An 18,679-nucleotide genomic window follows, 5' to 3' on the forward strand; every position below is an offset into this window, starting at 1 on the left:
TGCGGATGAGGACTAAAGTGGATAGCCCGCCCGCTTGCCCTGATAAAAATTATCCTGACATCGATTCGCGGGCATGACCTTAAACTTTTTATTTTTGTTTAAAATTTTAAAACATAACCTATGTACACACCCGAAGCAATGAAAGGCCTGTCGGAGCGACTTGCGGCCTTGAGGAGGTATCTTTGACGTGGATCGCACGTTGATGGAAATTGAAGAGGAAGAAGAAAAAACACAGGCTCCCGATTTTTGGAACGACCCGAAAAAGGCGGAAGCGTTGCTGAAAAAAATTAAGGCCAAAAAGAAGAAGATAGAAGCTTTTTCGAAAGCCGAAGAGGCGGTGGAAGATGTGAAAGTGCTGGAAGAATTTTTCAGGGACGGGGAAGCGTCGGAAGAAGAGCTGAATGCCCGGTTTGCGGATGCGCTGCGTCAGATTGAAGAACTGGAATTTTTGCAGATGCTCGGGCGGGAAGAGGACAGCCTGAATGCCATTTTGAAAATCAATCCGGGTGCAGGCGGTACCGAGAGCCAGGACTGGGCCGAGATGCTTATGCGGATGTATATCCGGTACGGCGAGCGAAAAGGCTTTAAGGTGAAAGAGCTGGAATTTCAGGAAGGCGATGTGGCCGGCATTAAATCGGTGTCGCTGGAATTTGACGGGGATTATGCCTTTGGCTATCTGAAAGGGGAAAACGGGGTGCACCGGCTGGTGCGGCTTTCGCCTTTCGACTCGGCTAACCGGCGACATACTTCGTTTGCCTCGGTGTATGTGTATCCGGTGGTGGACGATTCCATTGAAATTGAAGTGAACCCGGCGGACATCAGTTGGGATACTTTTCGCAGCAGCGGGCCCGGCGGGCAAAATGTAAACAAGGTGGAAACGGCCGTACGGCTGCGCCATGAACCTTCGGGACTGGTGATTGAGTGCCAGGAAACACGGTCGCAGCAGCAAAACCGCGAAAAGGCTTTGCAGATGTTGCGGTCGCAGTTGTACGAAATAGAATTGCGCAAAAAACAGGAAGCGCAGGCACGGATAGAAGCCGGAAAGAAAAAAATAGAATGGGGTTCGCAAATTCGTTCGTATGTTCTGCATCCGTACAAACTGGTGAAAGATTTGCGTACCAACTACGAAACGTCGAATGTGCAGGCGGTGCTGGATGGCGACCTGGACGATTTCATCAAAGCTTATCTGATGATGTTCGGCGGAAATAATGCAGAACAGTGATGTGGGATTATATCTATTATCTTGACCTGGCCGGGACTTTTGCCTTTGCCGTTTCGGGGGCACTGTCGGGCATCGAAAAACGGTATGATGTTTTCGGGGTGCTTTTTGTCGGATTTATTACGGCTGTGGGCGGCGGTACCACCCGCGACATGATGCTGGGACTGACGCCCGTAAGCTGGATGAAGAATCCGGTGTATCTTTATGTGATTGTTGGTGCTGTTGTTTTTACTTTTTTGACCAGCCGGAAGATTATGAAATGGCGTAAGACGCTGTTTTTGTTCGACAGCATCGGGCTGGGGGTGTTTACCGTGGTAGGTATCAAAAAAACGCTGGAACTGGGGCTCTCGTGGGAAATTGCCATTATGATGGGGGTTATTTCGGCGGTGCTCGGGGGAATTCTGCGTGATGTGTTCAACAACGAAGAACCGCTGATTTTGCATAAAGAGATTTATGCCACGGCCTGTTTTGCCGGTGGTTTGATGCTGCTGGCCGGAACGCTTGCCGGTATTCCGGTTGTTGTTAACGTGCCGGTGGCCATGGTGCTGATTATCCTTATTCGTATTTTGGCGGTAAAATATCAATGGTCGCTGCCTGTTTTTGGTAAAAACCGAAACCGCGGATAATACCGATTGCAAATCAAAATGCGCTTTTGGGATTGAAATGAACCAAAAGCACTTTGATTTAACATCGGCATTTATCATTGTAGATTTTAAAATGCACTTTTAGCACATTTTAAAATACAATGGGGATAAATAGTGGTTGTGGTTGTCGTTTTTGTCAATTAGAACTTATTATAAATTAGCGGGGTGTTACCCATTTTCCGTCAGGATTCTTTAATTTTGACTGTTCATAAAAAACAGAAGAAATGGTTACGATTTATCACAATCCCCGCTGTAAAAAATCGCGTGCCGGGCTGCAGTATCTGCAGAGCAAAACCGACGATATTCAAATTGTGGAATATTTGAAAAACCCGCTGACGGAAGAAGAACTGAAAAAATTACTGATGCTGTTGAACAAAAAACCGCAGGAAATGATCCGCACACAGGAAGCGGTGTATAAACAGAATTTTAAAGGGAAGAATTTTACGGACGACGAGTGGATAAAAATCATGGTGGAAAACCCGAAATTAATCAAACGTCCCATTGTGGTAAAAGGAAACAAAGCCGTTTGGGGCGATCCGGCAGAAGAAATTGACAAATTATTTTAAATACTCACTTTATTTTAAAACATAAAATCATGGAATACAGAATAGAACATGATACGTTAGGCGAAGTGCAGGTCCCGGCCGACAAATACTGGGGCGCACAAACACAACGTTCAAAAATGAATTTTCCTATCGGCCCGGCAGCTTCCATGCCGCGCGAAATTATTGATGCTTTTGCTTACCTGAAAAAAGCAGCTGCATTAACCAATGCCGAACTGGGCGTACTGGATAATGAAAAAGCCAAAGTGATTGCCCAGGTTTGTGATGAAATTCTCGAAGGGAAACTGTACGATAATTTCCCGTTGGTGATTTGGCAGACCGGCTCGGGTACGCAGTCGAACATGAATGTGAACGAAGTGATTGCCAACCGCGGTCATGTGCTGAAAGGCGGAAAACTTACCGACAAAGAGAAATTTTTGCATCCGAACGACGATGCCAACAAATCGCAGTCGTCGAATGACACTTTCCCGACGGCAATGCATATTGCAGCTTATAAAATGCTGATGGAAGTGACCATTCCGGGGGTGAAACATCTGCGTGATGCCCTGGCGAAAAAAGCAGAAGAATTTAAAGATATTGTGAAAACGGGTCGTACCCACTGGATGGATGCCACACCGCTGACACTCGGACAGGAATTTTCGGGTTATGTTGCACAGCTCGACCACGGACTGAAAGCATTGGAAGCCACGCTGGACCATCTGACCGAACTGGCTCTTGGCGGAACGGCGGTAGGTACGGGACTGAATACACCGAAAGGTTATGCCGAAAAAGTAGCCGCAAAAATTGCCGAGCTGACCGGCTATCCGTTTAAAACCGCACCGAATAAATTTGAAGCGCTTTCGGCACATGATGCCATTGTGGAAACTTCGGGTGCTTTAAAACAGTTGGCTGTCAGTCTGATGCATATTGCCAACAATGTGCGGTATCTGGCTTCCGGTCCGCGTTGCAGCATTGGCGAAATTAACCTTCCGGCCAACGAGCCCGGCTCGTCCATTATGCCCGGAAAAGTAAATCCGACACAAAACGAAGCGCTAACGATGGTTTGCGCGCAGGTTATCGGTAACGATGTAGCCATTACCGCCGGTGGCATGCAGGGACATTTTCAGTTGAATGTTTTTAAACCGGTGATGATTGCCAACCTGTTGCAGTCGGCCCGGCTGCTGGGTGATGCTTGTGTTTCGTTTGCCGATCGTGCCATTGATGGTACGGTAGCCAACGAAAAGCGGATTAAACATAATCTTGAAAATTCGCTGATGCTGGTAACAGCGCTGAATACGCACATCGGTTACGAAAAAGCAGCTAAGATTGCCAAGAAAGCGCATGCCGAAGGAACTACCTTGCGCGAAGCAGCTCTGGCCCTCGGCTTTGTCACCGACGAAGAATTTACCGAATGGGTGGACCCGCGGAAAATGATTTAATCGTAGGTTTGTTTTAGAAAAAATCCGGGATGTTTTGCATTCCGGATTTTTTTTGTGCTTTGGTTGGTACGCGAAATATTCGCGCACCAGGTGAAAAATATGGCACGCGAAGCATTCGCGCGAAGTGATGCAGTGGCACGCGAAGTATTCGCGCGCCAGTAGTTATATTTAAAACTGGTGCGCATTTGCAATGCGTGACAGTTGTCATTATTCAATAATTTCTACATCCAACAGTCCTTTTCCACCACAATAGTCGATGGCTGAACTAAAAACGTAATCTTCAGGACGAAAAACAATACCTTGTGCTACCGGATTATTATGTAAATAGGATAAGCGTTGTTCCAGCATTTTATTTGTATCCAATTCTACCGGATGATTTCCATCCTGCCAAACTTTGTAGTTGGTTATTCGTTTTAATGGCCTTCCGGATGCTTTGAATGCTTTCAGTAACCATTGTTTTCTGCTTTCTTTTATATTCCTGATTTCTTTTATTATTGCTTTTGATGTAAACTTTTTAAAATCTCTTATGATGCCGGATAATTGTTCATTGCCTGACCTGCTGATAATTAAATGTAAGTGACTGGGCATGATACACCATGCATGAATGACCAATCCTTTTTCTTTTTGACAATATCTTAACGAATCCAATACAATTTCACTATAAGCTTGCCGGGTAAATAAATCAATCCAGTTAACAATGGTTGGGGTAATGAAATAGATGCCATCTTCGTTGTGAAATTTGTATTTTTCTGACATAACACAAAGGTATAAATTTACTTTGTAGCGTGGATTAGTGGAAGGCGAAATAATGGTGGCACGCGAAGCATTTGTGCGCCAGGAAATGATATGATGGTGGCACGCGAAACATTCGCGCGCCGGTTAGTGTATTCGCGCGCCAATTAATTAAAAAACCGGATGGCGGGGAAGTAGCGGACTTTTTCTTTCTTTTTGTAAAGAAAGATGTTGATGATAATGATTCCAAAATTATAAATGTACAACAGAACGATGAACGGAAGGGAAAGAACCTGTTTAAACGTGAGCATATCACCTGGCTGCCGGGTAGCCATGCTGATGAAAAAGAAGATGAACAGAAACAAAAGCAAGATGTTCCAGCTTATCTGAAAGTTTAAAACAGATTTTCCGACATTTTCCACGGATACCGAAGATTCTTTTTCCTTTATCCATATCCACAGTGGAATCAGGATGCTCAGCGGCGGAAACAACAAAAATCCGAACTGCGACAGTTGAAGCGTGGTGATGATGGGGTCGTTTTTTTGCCTGTTTTCCGTATGGATAAAAGTTTCCGGAAGGACATCCAGAGCCGAAGCCATTCTTTTTAGCGAATCGCCGCGGGGAAAGGTTTCGCCGTTTTCTATCCGTTGAACGGTTCGCAGGCTCAGCCCTGATTTTTCGGCCAGCGCTTCCTGCGAAAATCCTTTTTGGGTTCTCAGCTCTTTTATTTTCCGGTAGTTGATTTCCATGATGATGTGGCGGTTTTGTGTTTTTCCATAATCTGTTGCAGCGATGCAGCCAGTATCTTGTTGAGCCAGGCTGTGCTAAGATAGCTTTTTTTCCAGTCGGGATTGATTTTGTCCAAAACAAAACACATGCCTGTACCGAGATAATAAAAAGTAAGTCGGCCGCCGGTACCTTTTCCGCAGTGTCTTATCACGTTTATCTGGTTTGTGTAGTCATCTGTAAAATGAAGGTCGGGATGTAACGGTACATAATCTGTTTGGGCTATTTCGGCCATTTTTATTTCGGTGTATTTGGCTGTGCCTTCCACCGACTGTTGGAAAACAGCGTATTTGTAATCGTTGTTGCTGCCGTAACGACAGTGCAGATAATTTTTGTACAAAGCCAGGATGTCATTCAAAAAAAAGCTGTCGTACAGGCTTTCGCGAAGGTTATCCGACCGGTAAATTTTAAACGACAGGTAACCCTGCATGTGTGCGATGGTGTTCAGCAGGCTGTCGCGGTAAGGAAAAGGATAATGCAGCATCCAGGAAGCATCTTTTCCGTAGCCGATTTTCAGACTTTTGATTTTTCTTCGGTAAGCGGTATCCGAATCCTGAAAAACATGAAACATTTCGTGCTGGGCGGTAATAATCCATCGTTCTTTTGTCATGCCGGTTATTTCGGGTGATGACAGTACCACTGCCGGAACATGATCGACATCCATACTGGCTGCCATGCCGCCCGAATCGGAAACCGGCAGTCCGTAAACATCCATCTTGCCGATTTTTTCGACAAACCGGCCGCGACGCGCTGTTGCCGGAAAGTTTATCCGGTATTCAAAATGCTTTTTCTTGTAAACAAAAGGCATGTTTATTTTTGTCCATCCCGGCCAAACGTTATCGCCTTTGGTTTTCCACAAATGATAAGCTTCGCTGATGACTTCGATGTCTGTCGGCGCGAGTTTGGGAACCGATGCGGAAAGATTTTGAGCATAGGTTAAGGCAGACGGCCAAAAAACAAGCAGGATAAAGAGTGTTTTGTGAAAAGCGATGTTTTTCTGTTTTGTCTGCCGAAAATGTGCAGTCCTGTTGGAAACGTTTTTTGATTTCATGATATTTTTTGCAAAAGGTGAATGGCAAAAATATTATGAGAACGCTGCTTTTTATAACGTCTTTATCCCGTCATTTAGACGGTATTTCCTTTGTAATCAAAGTAATTAGTATGCCTGGCACGCGAAACATTCGCACGGATATGCTGGCACGCGAAACATTCGCACGGATATGCTGGCACGCGAAACATTCGCGCGCCAGGTATAGTTGTTTGAATTAATAAGCGAAGTATTCGCGCGCCGGTGTGAATTTTTACCGGTAAGCCAGGTAGAAGCCAAGGGAGATCAGGGTGGCCAGAGTGGCTGAACCGTAATAGATCATGGCGTATTTGAATTTCAGCAGGTGATTAATGGATTTGCTGGTGAAGATTTTTCCGATTTGTGCCAGAATCAAGGCAAACAGCATTACGCTGAAATGCTCAACAGACCAAAATCGTAATGAAAGAATCCGGTTTACATCGGCTACTGATTTCACTACATATTTGTTGGTCGGTTCCATGAAAAAATAAAGGAGAAAACCGAGAATAAGTCCTAAATATAGCAGGATGATAAAACTGTTCTCAAGGTAAATACAGGTTTTGCCGTAATGTTCTTTTTTTTGAAAATATCCTTTTGTTACCCGAAAAGTCAGAACGATGGAAATGACCACAAAGAGCAGGCTGGTCCAGATGTGTATGTTCAGAATCAGATTGTACATGCGTTCATTTTTCTTGTCAAATGTACATCCTTTTTTGTACATGCAAAAACATAAAAACCGGCGTATGCTTTAAAATGATTATTTTCGTTCCGCAGACCAAAATGTTTCAATGGATTCCGGGAAAAAAATTACGTGTTTAAATTGTGGCCGGCGTTTTTCGGCAGACTATGCTTTTTGTCCGTATTGCGGGCAGGCTAACAAAAAGCATGATTTAAGTTTTAAGTATGTGTTGTCGGAGTTTTTGTCGGCTAACTTTAATCTGGATTCGAAAATATTTGTTACGCTCAAATTGCTGTTGTTTTCGCCCGGAAAACTTACCCGCGATTATCTCGACGGAAAACGTATGCAGTATATTTCTCCGCTCCGGTTATATTTATTTATCAGTCTGATTTATTTTTTCCTTCTTTCGGTGGTTCCTAATCGTGCCGGTGACAAGATGGTTCATGTTGATGCTTCGCAAAAAACTGCGGTTACCGCAAAAAAGGAAGCGGCTGTTGAAATACGTACCGCTACCGTAAATCCGGATACGTTAAATGCTTTTGAAAAGACGATTCTTGCCAAAGCCGACCGTTTGCAATCAGAAGAAGGTCAGAAGACTTTTTGGCAGAACATGCGGAAAAATATCTCCACCGGCATGCTGGTATTGTTGCCGTTTACTGCCTTGTTGCTCTATTTCTTGTTTTACCGCAACAGTTATTATTTTGAACATCTCATTTTCATTGTGCATTTGCAAACCGTGTGGTTTATTATTTCCGGTGTTTATATGCTTATTCAGCTGGTCTTTCACTGGAAAGCATTGTTTTATTTTGAGTTGGCGTTATTGTTATGGGTTACTTTTTTGTGGTTTAAACAGTTTTACGGAAAAAGTACCGGAAAAACGATTGGAAAAATGATACTTTTCTTTCTCGCTTTTGGTTTGCTCATGATACTCTTTTTTGTCATTATGGCTGTGATTAGCTTGTTGTTTTTGTAAAGGGATGACAAGCCGCAGAATCCTTTAAAATTTCTTTAGATTTCAATTTTACTTTTGAAAGTTCAGGTGGATAATGTTGCGTTAAAAACGCAGTATGTCTTTGTTTTTTGCCGTAAAACCATATTTAAAATTACTGATTATGAAAGTATTACTGTGGGTTTTTGCGTTTTCTCTTTTCTCCCTGAATACCGCGTATTTCCGGGGAACGGACAAAGAAAAAATTCCGGTGAATTTCCCGTTGGTTGTTTCCGGTGGTCATTTACAGGTTTCTGCTCACGATACGTTGTTCACCTTTCAGAACGATAGCGTGGGCATTCTCCCTCCGGGCTGGACAACAGCCCTGACCGGACGGGGTAAACCTTGTCGGTGGGAAGTGATTGACGACCATGGGAATAAAGTGTTAGCGCAACTTTCGTCCGAAACGCCTGATTATCGTTTTAATCTGATTGTCAATGATAATCTGGAGTATAAGAATGTTGAAATTTCTGTACGGTTTAAAGGGGTAAAAGGCCATGGTGACCAGGGGGGAGGTCCGGTGTGGCGTTACCGCGATGCCAATAATTATTACGTGGTACGGGCTAATCCGCTGGAGAACAATTTCCGGTTGTATAAAGTGGTGAACGGAAACCGCCGGATGCTGAAAAGTGCCAGTTTGCGGATTGATACCGGAAAGTGGTACACCATTAAAGTGGTGATGAATGGAAACCGGATCGTTTGTTATTTCAACGGGAAGAAAGAACTGGAAGCGGTGGATGATACCTTTTCGCAACCGGGAAAAACCGGATTATGGACCAAGTCGGATGCGGGAACCTGGTTTGATGATTTCAGGGTGGCTCCGGCCGGAACTTTTTAATGAAAGGTTTAATTTAAATTACAGCATGTGAGGAAGTTACTTTTTCTGTTTTGGGGATTGGGAATGGCGTTGGCATTGTCTGCCCAGCAAATACAGCCGCTTACGTTTAACGCGTGTCTCCGGATGGCTGCCGAACACAGTTATCTGGTGCAGTCGGAACAGTCGCAGGTAACGGTTGCCCAGCAACGGGCACTGTTGAAAAACACCCAAAGTATTCCGAAAATATCGGGTGAGCTGGCCGGCGAAGGCCATTTTCTGGGTAGCTATCATTTTGGCCAGGAATGGGCACTGGTACAGGCCGACTGGTCGTTGGGCGATTTTTTGAAAAAAACAGGATGGGCAGCCCGGCAAGATGTGCTGACGCGGCAGTTCCGGATGCAGCAAAAACAACTCGAAGCTATGGGAAATGCCGCCGTATTGTACGTGGCGATTCTTCAAACACAAAAAGCGGGCGAACTCATAGAGGCCCGTTTGAAATTGATGCAAAAGCATAAGCTGTTGGCTGAGTCGATGTGGAAAGCCGGATTGCGTACGCAGCTGGATGTGTTGCAGACAGAAACACAAATTACGCAGCTGCAGGAAGATTCGATACGCCTGCGGATGAATGAAATCAATTTGCGTCGTACACTGGCCCGGCGACTGGGGTTTCGTAACGGCGACAGCCTCCGGCTGATCTCTTTTTCTTCCGGCTCTTTCCGGAAAATTTATCTTCCGGAAACCGGACGGCAGGATATTCACGGTAATCTGAAAATCAGGATACTACAATCTGAAATAGCGGCATGGAAACTGCGAACGGATGCGGTACAGGCCAAGCGGTTTCCTCATGTCATGCTGGGCGGTGGCTGGTTTGCCGACGGCGATCCCAAAGGCGACGGAAATTATTGGCTGATCAATGGTGGAATACGCATCCCTATTTATGAAGGAAAAGCCGTAAAACGGCAGGAATCGGCTTTTCTTGCCCAAAAAGAATCACTGGATTACCAACTTCAAAATGTGCAACGCGAAACCCTGATCAAAACCAATCGCCTTCTTGAAAAAATGAAACAGCTGCGTCACATGATACAAATACAACAGACGCGGATAAATACCCTGAAAGAATCGTCGCAATTTGCTGAAGTGAATTTTAAAGCCGGATTGATCACCAATCTCGAGTATCTTGATATTCAGCAGAAATTAACGGATGCCCGGCTGAAACTGGAACAAAGCCGGCTGGGCTTTGCTATGAATTTAATTGATTATTATGTGATTACAAATCAAACGGAACGCCTTGCCCGTTTGGGAAAATGATAAAATATTGCCTATGAAAAAATACTTCCGGACAATTTTTGTGCTTTCCGTTTTGTTGATAGCTGGTGCGTGTCAACAGCCGGGAAAGAAACAGACGGCTTCTTCTCCGACGGTGAAAATTACGGTAAAAACAGCCCCGGTGGTAACCGGTTTGATGCAGGATACCATCGGTATTTACGGTGAAGTGAAGTTGCGAAACGACCTGTTACTTGCTTCGCAGTTCGACGGCCGGCTTTCCGGTTTCTCATTGCTTACCGGTGACCGGGTGCACCGGGGTGAACAGGTGGGGATTATTGTGCCTCCGTTACGGGAAGCGTTGCTCCGGGTGATGAACCAGGTGCCGGCCTCACAACGTAAAACATTATCGGAAGAGATCAAGGAAATTCCGTTGATCTGTCCAATGGATGGCGTGGTATTGAAAATTTTTCACCGGACGGGCGATGTGGTGCGGAAAGGAGAACCCATTGTTCGCATAGCCGATCTGAAACATCTTGATGTTTATGCTGATTTGCCGGTACAATATGTCCCGTTGGTGCAAAAACGCAAAACCATGACGGTGCAATTTATTAATTATCCGCATGCTGCTTTGGAATTGCCGGTTTCGGCTTTTGCCGGTAAAGTGGATTCGGAAAAGCAAACCCTGTCGTTGCGATTGGCATTGAATAATCCGCAAGAAAGTTTCCGTCCCGGGATGCGGGTAAAATTGTGGTTTCCGGGGGCTTTGCATAAAAATACCCTTAGGGTGCCCCGCTCGGCTTTGTTGGAACAGGAAGGGATTTTTTATGTGTTTGTTGTAAAAAACGGAAAAGTCCGGAAACAAAAAGTAACCGTAGGTATCCGGCAGGCCGCACAAGTGGAAATCCTTTCCGGATTAAAAGCCGGAGAATGGGTGGTTACCGATAAAGCTTACTCGTTAACAGACGGAATGGCTGTAAAAGCAGATATGAAGAAATAGCGTTTTACATGAACAAATTATCAGAATTTGCGGTAGAGAACAGACGGGCGATTATTTTTACTACGCTTTTGTTGTCGCTTATTGGCGGGTATTTGCTGTTTCGTATTCCCGAAGGCGTATTCCCGGATGCCACTTTCCCGCGCATTGCCATTGAAGTGGATTACGGACTGGCTCCGTTGAAAGAGATGGAAATGCGGGTGGCCAAACCGATTGAAGAAGCGATGATGATGGTTGAAGGCGTGCGGACAGTACGGGCTTCCATCAGTCGTGGGGCGTTGGAAGTCAATGTGGATTTTCAATGGGGACAGGATATGTTTCGGGCTTACCAGCTGGTGCAGGCGCAGGTGAGTGGTATTCAGCATCAGCTTCCGCCCGGAGTGAAAATTGAAGTCCGCCGTTTTACCACCAGCACTTATCCTGTGGCCGGCTTTGCGTTGACTTCCGATAAACGGAACCTGTTACAACTGCGCGATTTGGCCATCTTTACCATTCGCCCCCAGCTGGCTGCTATTCCGGGCGTGTACAATATTGAAGTGATGGGCGGACACCAGCGGGAGTATTGGGTGAATCTGGATCCACAAAAGCTGGTCGCTTTGCACCTCGATTATAAAAAGGTGGAAAAAGCCATTCGCCAGGCCAACAATTTGCAGTTTGTGGGACGGCTGAACGAGTCGAACAAGCTTTATCTGAACATTGCCGACAACCGTTTTGTAAAAATGGAGGATATCGAAAAAACCATTGTAGCCCATCGCGGAGTGCAACCGGTTTTCTTGTCCGATATTGCTACGGTGAAACCGGCCGTAAAAGAGACTTTTATTGCCTGCGAAAGTAACCTGAAACCGGCCGTGTTGATAACGGTGATTAAACAACCGGGGACCAATGCCGTTTCCATTATGAAAACGGTGGAGAAACGGTTGGCTTCACTGAAAAAAGTCATGCCGCCCGATGTTCGTATTCAAAAATGGTACGACATGACCGATTTTATCCGGGGAGCCATCGGCAGTGTCCGCGATGCGATTTTTCTGGGAGCATTTCTTACATTCCTCATTCTCCTGCTCTTTTTGAAGAAATTACGGATTACGCTGGTAACGGTGACCATCATTCCGGTAGCACTGCTCATCAGCTTTATTTTTATAAAGTTGTCAGGGATGAACCTGAATATTATGAGTTTGGGCGGACTGGCAGCAGCTATCGGTATTTTGACCGATAATGCCATCGTGGTGATCGAAAATGTAGAACGCTACCTTGAAGAAGGTTTCGGGCGGAAAGAAGCGGTGATTCGTGCTACTTCGGAAATTATTCCGCCGTTGCTTGGTGCTACATTGACCACGTTGGTGGTTTTTGTCCCGCTGGTTTTTCTTTCCGGGGTTCCCGGCATCTTTTTTAAGGCACTGGCTTCCACATTGGCTATTGCGGTGGTGGTATCCATGTTGCTGGCGGTATTTTTAACCCCGGCACTCACGGTCAGTTTTATTTCTACCCGGAAGAAAAAACCGGGAAAGTTTATGCCGGTACTGGTAAATCTTCAGCAAAAAGCATTAAAGGGGTTGATGCGGTGGCCTGTTGTTACCCTTTTGGTGGTGTTGATTTTTGCTGCGGTGGCGGTTTTTTCTTACCTGCGTATTCCAAATGGTTTTTTGCCTGAATGGGACGAAGGAACCATCGTGCATGATTATCTGGCTCCGCCGGGTAGCTCCATCGAAGCAACCAAAAAAATGCTGAAACCTATAGCGCAATACATTATGAGCTTGCCCGATGTGGAGAGTTATTCGCTCCGTACCGGCCGTAGTCTGGCACATCCCCGAACCCACACCAACGATGGCGATTTTGTGATCATGCTGAAAAAAGGACATAAGCTCTCGTCTTTCGAAATTATGGATAAAATCAGGGCTTTTGACCGTACGCATGAACCACGGTTGCAACCCGAATTGTTCCAGGTGTTGCCTGACCGCCTGAAAGACCTGAGCGGAGAAATTGCTCCCATTACCATCAAAGTTTTTGGCGAAAACCTGGCTCTTATCCGGCAGACGGCAGCACAAATTGCTGATTCCCTGAAAAATATCCGTGGCGCAGTGGATGTGTACAAAGGGTTTTCAAAAACAGAACCGGAGTTACGGATTCGGGTAAATGAAGAAGCGGCTGCCCGTTTCGGCGTGAGTGTAAAAGAAGTAAGCGATGCCGTGCATATGGCGCTTTGGGGCGACGATGTGTCGGGTATCATGGAAGGACTGAAAATGATCCCCGTCCGGGTGCGTTATCCCAAACAAAAATATCTTCATGCTGAAGCCATCAAAAAGTTACCGGTTTACCTGGCATCCATCAACCGGGTTGTCCGGTTGGGTGAAATTGCCGATATTCAGAAATTGCCGGGAAAAGCCGATGTGGACCACGAAAACCTTGCGCAGGTGGTTAATGTAAAAGCCCATATAGCGCACCGTGATTTAGGGAGTATTATCCGTGATGTGAAAACCATGCTTGCCCACATTCCTTTGCCGCCGGGTGTTACACTTGACATTGGCGGGCAGTACAAAAGCCAGCAGGAAGCTTTCCGGCAGCTCATCATGATCCTTTCTTTGGGCATTTTGCTGGTTTTTGCCATTTTGTTGTTCGAATTCAAGTCTTTTCGTACTTCCGGAGTGATCTTGCTGGGTACGGTATTATCGGTTAGCGGTGTTTTCCTTCTGTTATGGATTACCCGTATTCCGCTGGATATTTCTGCTTTTATGGGAATGATTATGATTATTGGCGTGGTGGTGAATAACGGCATTTTACTGATCGATTATACCGAAAAATATTTAAAGGAAAATTCTGATGTCCAACAGGCACTGCTCATGGCCGGACAAGTGCGTATGCGTCCCATCCTGATGACCATGCTGGCCACCATTTTTGGCTTTTTGCCGTTGGCACTGGCCCTGGGCGAAGGTTCTGAGATGCTGCAACCCCTTGCCGTATCCATGATTGGCGGCATGATGCTTTCTATTTTTCTCTCCCTTTTGATTATTCCGGCTTTGTATTGGATGGTGAACCGGAACCGGTAATCTTTTGGTAGGGGGTGATTGGAAGTTTGTGATGGTTCCGTTCACATAACCTTGTGTTACCTATTTCAATTCCGGTATGGTGCGATTGGAAGTTATCCCGAAGGGATAGAATGTGAATAACCCTGTCCGAAGGGCAGGGAAACAGATACCGGAAAGATTTTGAACCCTGCAGGGGTTCAATAGGAAGTAAATGAATGCGTTAAGTTTCGGGCGTGGACGCACCGAAACAGTGTTGTTGTTTAGAAGGAAAGTCAAGTGTCTCATTTCAGGTTGGGCCAAACCTGAAATGTGGAAGCGGGGGATTTTGCGGGATAAAAACCGGTAGAGCGTTTGTTTTTTCCATCTTTCAGATTTTCAACATGAAGGCCCGGTTGCTGCTGCAAAAAGTTTTTGTTTACAATCGTTGTCTTTCTGAACGCAGTGAAGAATCTTTAACGCAGGTGATTATGGTTTGTTATTTCGCTTGCCCTGATTGTTTTTCCCCATCTTTCAGGTCTGGTTCGACCTGAAAGAAGAAAGGGTGTTCGTCATGAAAAACGACTACCTGCAGCAGGCTGGCCTGGTGTGTTGGTGGGCGAAGCGGTAGCTTGGGGTGCGGGCGGCGGATGTGAAGCTTAAAGCCCGGATGCTTGTCAGCCGGGCGGACAGGCTGTAGCGACCGGCAGGAAGCTCGCAGCCTGCCTTAGCGCCACACCGCCGGCCGTGCCGCAACTACAGTGCAGCCCCCGCCTGCTGCCCTGATGATTATTTTCATGAATTGTTTTTCCTGCCGGGATTTGTTGTCGGTACGACCAAACAGGAAGGGGGGCGAAATTTTGTTTTTCAACAACCCGGCCCAACCGTTTATTTTTCGAAGTGCGACCGTTGTTTATCCATTTCGTAGGAAATTTCCTTTGCCTCGGCAATGATTTCCGGCGGGTAGCCGTTCACTTCGAGAATTTTAATGGCATTGCGGGTTTTCATCATCCCGGTTTTGATTTTGTAGTCGAACGAGATATTGCGGTTGTCCACCTGCTCGCTGAAATGATACAGGTCGTATTCGTCTTTCAGCAGTTCGGTCAGTTCAATGTCGTGGGTGCTGATAAAAACCAGGTTGTTACCGCGGTTGAGCCATGAGAGAACGGCTTTTCCGCCCGAAACGCGTTCGATGGTGTTGGTGCCTTTGTAAATCTCGTCCAGCAGAAAAAGGTGTGGCTCTTTTTGGCGGCTCACCTCGATCATCTCTTTGATGGTTTGTACTTCTTCAAGGTAAAAGCTCTTGTCGTTCATCATGTCGTCGTTTAGCAGAATGGCCGAGTACAGTTTTAGCCGGGGAAGCGCAAACGAGCGGGCAAAGGAAGTGTTCAGCGTGAGCGCCATGAGCGTGTTAATGCCAACCATGCGGATAAAGGTGGTTTTTCCCGACATGTTTGAACCGGTTATCAGAATAGATTTGTTATTGATGTTCAGTGTGTTGGACACGCAGTCCGGAATAAGGGGAATGTAAATATCCTCGAAATGCATTTTTTTGATGTCGGCAATGATTTCCGGTTTGCAGAAATAGGGAAGGCCGGCACGCAGCGAGGCAATCGACAGGGCTATGTCCACTTTTCCGGTAAATGCAAAAACTTCCTGAAGTTCTTTTTCATGATCTTTCATTTGCCGGAATACCCGGAAAAGAAAAATAGGCTCCAGTAAAAAATAAATCTTAAAGATTTCCGATAGCGTGGACAGAATGTAAAACGGATCTCCGCGCATATAATCATCTATTCGGAAAAAGTTGGTTTTCCCGGCGATGATGTGGAAAATTTCGATGCTTTTTGGGACAACAGAACTCTCCCGTTTTAAAAAATCAAATTTCCATAAGTAATTGACCGTATGGTCAAGAAAAAGCAACTGCCGCATGGAATAAGTATAGACGTAAATGTTTTTTTTGTTCAGATAGTGAAAAACGGCATTGGTAACGGTTATGGCTGTGGAAACAAGCATGATAACCGGATTGAAGTTTGTGATTAAAAGGATCAGTGCCAGCAGGTTGGTTAATCCCAAAACATAAGCAAACGGCAGCCAGCGGGGTGGCCGGATAAATGAACGCTGAAAAAGGTCACACACATAATAAGCATCATTGTCGGCCAGCTTTCTCAGGTGGTACTGTAAATCGGTGCGCAGCGGTTCGTTATTTTCAAACCGTTCAATCCATTTTTCCAGGGTGTTGATTTCGTCTCTGTTTTCAGGGATGTGTTGCATGTGGTCGTACAAAACCTGTTGCCCGATGCGCGATGAGGTGCGGTCGCAGTACTGAAACAAGTCGTTAAAATTCAGGTCGCTGAGTGTTTTGCCTGACAGTTTTTGAAAACTTTTTCGTGAATTTCTGTCGGCATAACGGCCGATGGCATCAAAATTAAAATCTTCTGTTTTGGGCTGTCCGAAAGACTGGCGGATTTGTGCCTTGATTTTTTTCTTTTTACGGTGAAAAAGGTCCATAATGTTTTATTTTTCCCTGAAGGGAATTTTTTTCAAAATTAAAGCGATTTGGGAGAAATAAAAGGAAATGCTTTTATGATTTACCGGGATTTCCGTAAATCTGTAGTTGTTGTTTAATGGCTGAGACCAGTTCGCTTTTATCGATGGGCTTGGCCAGGTAACTGTCAAATCCCTCTTTCAGTAACCGTTCTTTATCACCGGCCATGGCGTAAGCTGTCTGGGCAATGAACGGAATTTTCCGGTATTCCGGATATTTTTCGCGAACGGTTTTCAGCAGCTTAATGCCGTCCCAGTCGCCGGGCAGGTTAATATCGAAAAGCATCACCTGAAAGAAATGTCCTTTTTCTGCTTCTTTAGCAATGGTTTGCATACAGTCATCGCCGTCCACGGTGAGGGTAACCTCTCCGAAAGGTTTCAGCATTTTTTCAAGGATAATCCGGTTCATGCGGTCGTCTTCCACCACAAAAACATCTAGGTTGCCTAACTCGGCAGCCGGTGTGACTTCTTTTTCCGGAAGATGGGCCGGCATTTCTTCTACAGCCGATTTCTCACTGCAGGGTAAATGCAGGGTAACGGTAGTTCCTTTACCGGGAGTCGATTCCAGAAAAAAGCTTCCTTTCATCAGCCGGATGTATTTTTGGGCTAACCGGAGACCGATTCCGGTTCCGCTGCTGCTGATTTCTGACGGATTTTCATCAAACAGCTTTTTTTGCTGGCTTTCCGGAATGCCGGGGCCATTATCTTTGATCTCAATGCATACGGTATCCGATTCTTCCGCATAAAAAGCCGAAAGGGTTACAAATCCGTTTTCGGTATATTTTACAGCATTATCCACAATCTGCGAAAGTGCTTTTTCCAGCCCGGTTTCATCGGCTAAAACCGGGGGCAAATCCGGGTCGGTTTTGCTTTTGAAGATCAGTTTTTTTTCGTCGGCAGCCGGTTTCCATTTTTCAAAAACTCTTTTAATGACTTGCTCCGGTTTGACCGGTTTAATTTTTAGTACCAACCGGTTTGATTCCAGTGCCGACAGGTCGATGACATTATCTAATAGTTTCAGCAGCCGGTTTCCGCTTTTTTCGATAGACGCAGCGTAATCATAAAGTTCTCGGTTTTCTTTTAAAGCCAGCTCGGTTTCGAGCATGTTGGCAAAACCGATGATCCCGCTGAGCGGAGTACGCACATCAAACCCCAGATTGGCAATAAAAGCATTGCGCAAATAATTGGCTTCTTCTACTTTTTTTAATTCGGTTTTTAATTCGGTCTCTTGTTGCCGTAGTTGTTCCAGTTCTTTTCTGATGCCGGCAGTTTGTTGGTTTACCTGTTCTTCCAGCGCTTTTTCCTGTTGGTCAACTTCTTCTTTTAAAAGGTCAAGTTTGTTTTTTTCTTCGGTCAGCGCACGGAATTTCTTTTTTGCTTTGGTATAATAAACTACGAGCCAGACGATTCCGGTGATAAAGACAAAAAGGAAAAGATAAAATCCGTATGGAGTATGTGGCGCGCGTTTTTTATTCGATACGGCAGGGGGGAAGGCTTGTGTTTCGAGACTGTCAGCCATTTTTAATACTTCGTAAGCCTGTTGATACTCTTTTGCTGTGCTCAATTTTTTGGAAAGTGTTTTGCAAAAGCTGATTTTATCTGGTAACGGATAAGCGGCATTGGGAAGGTGGATGAGTTTTTGGGTGTGTAAAAGAGCCGAGTCGGGTTTTTGAATGTATTCGGAAAGAATGGTTTGCTTTAATTCTTCTGCCTGACGGGTTGTTTTTGCCGTGGCCAAAACAGGCAAAGCAAATAAAATCCACACCAGCGACAAATAAAAAATACTTTTAAAAAAAGCCGAATGAAGCCGGATATGGTTTTTGCTGTTCATGAAATATCAGGATAACAAACAGCAAAGATGCTAAATTTTTATTGGAAGATAAAATTCTTTTTTCTCCGGGCGGGGAAAGCCGTGAACAGGGGCGTGAAAACGCCACTTGGTTTTTCCGATATTTTATATCTTTACC

The 18,679-nt window shown here is 45.3% G+C and carries 15 protein-coding genes; 9 read left to right on the top strand and 6 right to left on the bottom strand.

Annotated features, from left to right (window positions below; genetic code table 11):
- Positions 1–120 precede the first annotated feature (120 nt).
- The 4 genes from prfB to fumC all read left to right on the top strand — a co-directional run bounded on the left by prfB (position 121) and on the right by fumC (position 3,844).
- Positions 121–1,222 (top strand): peptide chain release factor 2 gene (gene prfB, locus LA303_RS05390; RefSeq protein WP_240526899.1). Its coding sequence is split into 2 segments (ribosomal slippage): positions 121–183 and positions 185–1,222, totalling 1,101 coding nucleotides; the frame shifts between segments, so codons are not numbered across the junction.
- On the top strand, positions 1,222–1,845 hold the full coding sequence (locus LA303_RS05395; protein WP_240526900.1) for a trimeric intracellular cation channel family protein: 624 nt from the start codon (positions 1,222–1,224) through the stop codon (positions 1,843–1,845). The genes prfB and LA303_RS05395 overlap by 1 nt, the downstream gene beginning before the upstream one ends.
- A 242-nt stretch (positions 1,846–2,087) precedes the next feature.
- A complete protein-coding gene (gene arsC, locus LA303_RS05400) occupies positions 2,088–2,429 on the top strand; it encodes an arsenate reductase (glutaredoxin) (RefSeq protein WP_240526901.1) in 342 nt (113 codons plus the stop codon).
- Between the two features lie 29 nt (positions 2,430–2,458).
- Positions 2,459–3,844 (top strand): class II fumarate hydratase, encoded by a 1,386-nt coding sequence (gene fumC, locus LA303_RS05405; protein ID WP_240526902.1) that lies wholly within the window; start codon positions 2,459–2,461, stop codon positions 3,842–3,844.
- A 207-nt stretch (positions 3,845–4,051) separates the two neighbouring features.
- Here the strand turns inward: fumC and LA303_RS05410 are convergent, their stop codons facing one another.
- The 4 genes from LA303_RS05410 to LA303_RS05425 all read right to left on the bottom strand — a co-directional run bounded on the left by LA303_RS05410 (position 4,052) and on the right by LA303_RS05425 (position 7,107).
- Complete coding sequence (locus tag LA303_RS05410; protein WP_240526903.1) at positions 4,052–4,600, bottom strand: REP-associated tyrosine transposase; 549 nt, start codon at positions 4,598–4,600, stop codon at positions 4,052–4,054.
- A 143-nt stretch (positions 4,601–4,743) separates the two neighbouring features.
- A complete protein-coding gene (locus LA303_RS05415; protein WP_240526904.1) occupies positions 4,744–5,325 on the bottom strand; it encodes a helix-turn-helix domain-containing protein in 582 nt (193 codons plus the stop codon).
- Positions 5,301–6,413 carry a hypothetical protein gene (locus LA303_RS05420; protein WP_240526905.1) on the bottom strand — a complete coding sequence of 371 codons (1,113 nt, stop codon included), beginning with the start codon at positions 6,411–6,413 and terminating at the stop codon, positions 5,301–5,303. The genes LA303_RS05415 and LA303_RS05420 overlap by 25 nt, the downstream gene beginning before the upstream one ends.
- A 250-nt stretch (positions 6,414–6,663) precedes the next feature.
- Positions 6,664–7,107 (bottom strand): hypothetical protein, encoded by a 444-nt coding sequence (locus LA303_RS05425; RefSeq protein WP_240526906.1) that lies wholly within the window; start codon positions 7,105–7,107, stop codon positions 6,664–6,666.
- Between the two features lie 109 nt (positions 7,108–7,216).
- Between LA303_RS05425 and LA303_RS05430 the strand changes: the two genes are divergently transcribed.
- The 5 genes from LA303_RS05430 (at position 7,217) to LA303_RS05450 (ending at position 14,213) form a co-directional block, all read left to right on the top strand.
- Positions 7,217–8,080, top strand: coding sequence for a DUF3667 domain-containing protein (locus LA303_RS05430; RefSeq protein ID WP_240526907.1), 864 nt, complete (start codon positions 7,217–7,219; stop codon positions 8,078–8,080).
- A 139-nt stretch (positions 8,081–8,219) separates the two neighbouring features.
- A complete protein-coding gene (locus tag LA303_RS05435) occupies positions 8,220–8,933 on the top strand; it encodes a family 16 glycoside hydrolase (RefSeq protein WP_240526908.1) in 714 nt (237 codons plus the stop codon).
- 27 nt (positions 8,934–8,960) lie between these two features.
- A complete protein-coding gene (locus LA303_RS05440; RefSeq protein WP_240526909.1) occupies positions 8,961–10,220 on the top strand; it encodes a TolC family protein in 1,260 nt (419 codons plus the stop codon).
- A gap of 13 nt (positions 10,221–10,233) precedes the next feature.
- Entirely contained in the window at positions 10,234–11,175 is a 942-nt protein-coding gene (locus tag LA303_RS05445; RefSeq protein WP_240526910.1) for an efflux RND transporter periplasmic adaptor subunit, read from the top strand.
- Between the two features lie 8 nt (positions 11,176–11,183).
- Positions 11,184–14,213: an efflux RND transporter permease subunit gene (locus LA303_RS05450; RefSeq protein ID WP_240526911.1), complete on the top strand. Its 3,030-nt coding sequence runs from the start codon at positions 11,184–11,186 to the stop codon at positions 14,211–14,213.
- Between the two features lie 843 nt (positions 14,214–15,056).
- Here the strand turns inward: LA303_RS05450 and LA303_RS05455 are convergent.
- Together LA303_RS05455 and LA303_RS05460 are read right to left on the bottom strand one after the other, a co-directional pair.
- Positions 15,057–16,676, bottom strand: a complete 1,620-nt coding sequence (locus LA303_RS05455; protein ID WP_240526912.1) for a MutS-related protein — start codon at positions 16,674–16,676, stop codon at positions 15,057–15,059.
- 73 nt (positions 16,677–16,749) lie between these two features.
- Positions 16,750–18,543, bottom strand: a complete 1,794-nt coding sequence (locus LA303_RS05460; RefSeq protein ID WP_240526913.1) for a hybrid sensor histidine kinase/response regulator — start codon at positions 18,541–18,543, stop codon at positions 16,750–16,752.
- Positions 18,544–18,679 lie beyond the last annotated feature (136 nt).

The organism is Candidatus Sulfidibacterium hydrothermale (assembly GCF_020149915.1).
GTDB lineage: Bacteria > Bacteroidota > Bacteroidia > Bacteroidales > F082 > Sulfidibacterium > Sulfidibacterium hydrothermale.

What these genes read in the sequence shown, in the direction of transcription:
- LA303_RS05395 (WP_240526900.1), top strand. Translation starts at nt 1,222, where the DNA reads ATGTGGGATTATATCTATTATCTTGACCTGGCCGGGACTTTTGCCTTT.
- arsC (WP_240526901.1), top strand. Translation starts at nt 2,088, where the DNA reads ATGGTTACGATTTATCACAATCCCCGCTGTAAAAAATCGCGTGCCGGG.
- fumC (WP_240526902.1), top strand. Translation starts at nt 2,459, where the DNA reads ATGGAATACAGAATAGAACATGATACGTTAGGCGAAGTGCAGGTCCCG.
- LA303_RS05410 (WP_240526903.1), bottom strand. Translation starts at nt 4,600, where the DNA reads ATGTCAGAAAAATACAAATTTCACAACGAAGATGGCATCTATTTCATT.
- LA303_RS05415 (WP_240526904.1), bottom strand. Translation starts at nt 5,325, where the DNA reads ATGGAAATCAACTACCGGAAAATAAAAGAGCTGAGAACCCAAAAAGGA.
- LA303_RS05420 (WP_240526905.1), bottom strand. Translation starts at nt 6,413, where the DNA reads ATGAAATCAAAAAACGTTTCCAACAGGACTGCACATTTTCGGCAGACA.
- LA303_RS05425 (WP_240526906.1), bottom strand. Translation starts at nt 7,107, where the DNA reads ATGTACAATCTGATTCTGAACATACACATCTGGACCAGCCTGCTCTTT.
- LA303_RS05430 (WP_240526907.1), top strand. Translation starts at nt 7,217, where the DNA reads ATGGATTCCGGGAAAAAAATTACGTGTTTAAATTGTGGCCGGCGTTTT.
- LA303_RS05435 (WP_240526908.1), top strand. Translation starts at nt 8,220, where the DNA reads ATGAAAGTATTACTGTGGGTTTTTGCGTTTTCTCTTTTCTCCCTGAAT.
- LA303_RS05445 (WP_240526910.1), top strand. Translation starts at nt 10,234, where the DNA reads ATGAAAAAATACTTCCGGACAATTTTTGTGCTTTCCGTTTTGTTGATA.
- LA303_RS05450 (WP_240526911.1), top strand. Translation starts at nt 11,184, where the DNA reads ATGAACAAATTATCAGAATTTGCGGTAGAGAACAGACGGGCGATTATT.
- LA303_RS05455 (WP_240526912.1), bottom strand. Translation starts at nt 16,676, where the DNA reads ATGGACCTTTTTCACCGTAAAAAGAAAAAAATCAAGGCACAAATCCGC.
- LA303_RS05460 (WP_240526913.1), bottom strand. Translation starts at nt 18,543, where the DNA reads ATGAACAGCAAAAACCATATCCGGCTTCATTCGGCTTTTTTTAAAAGT.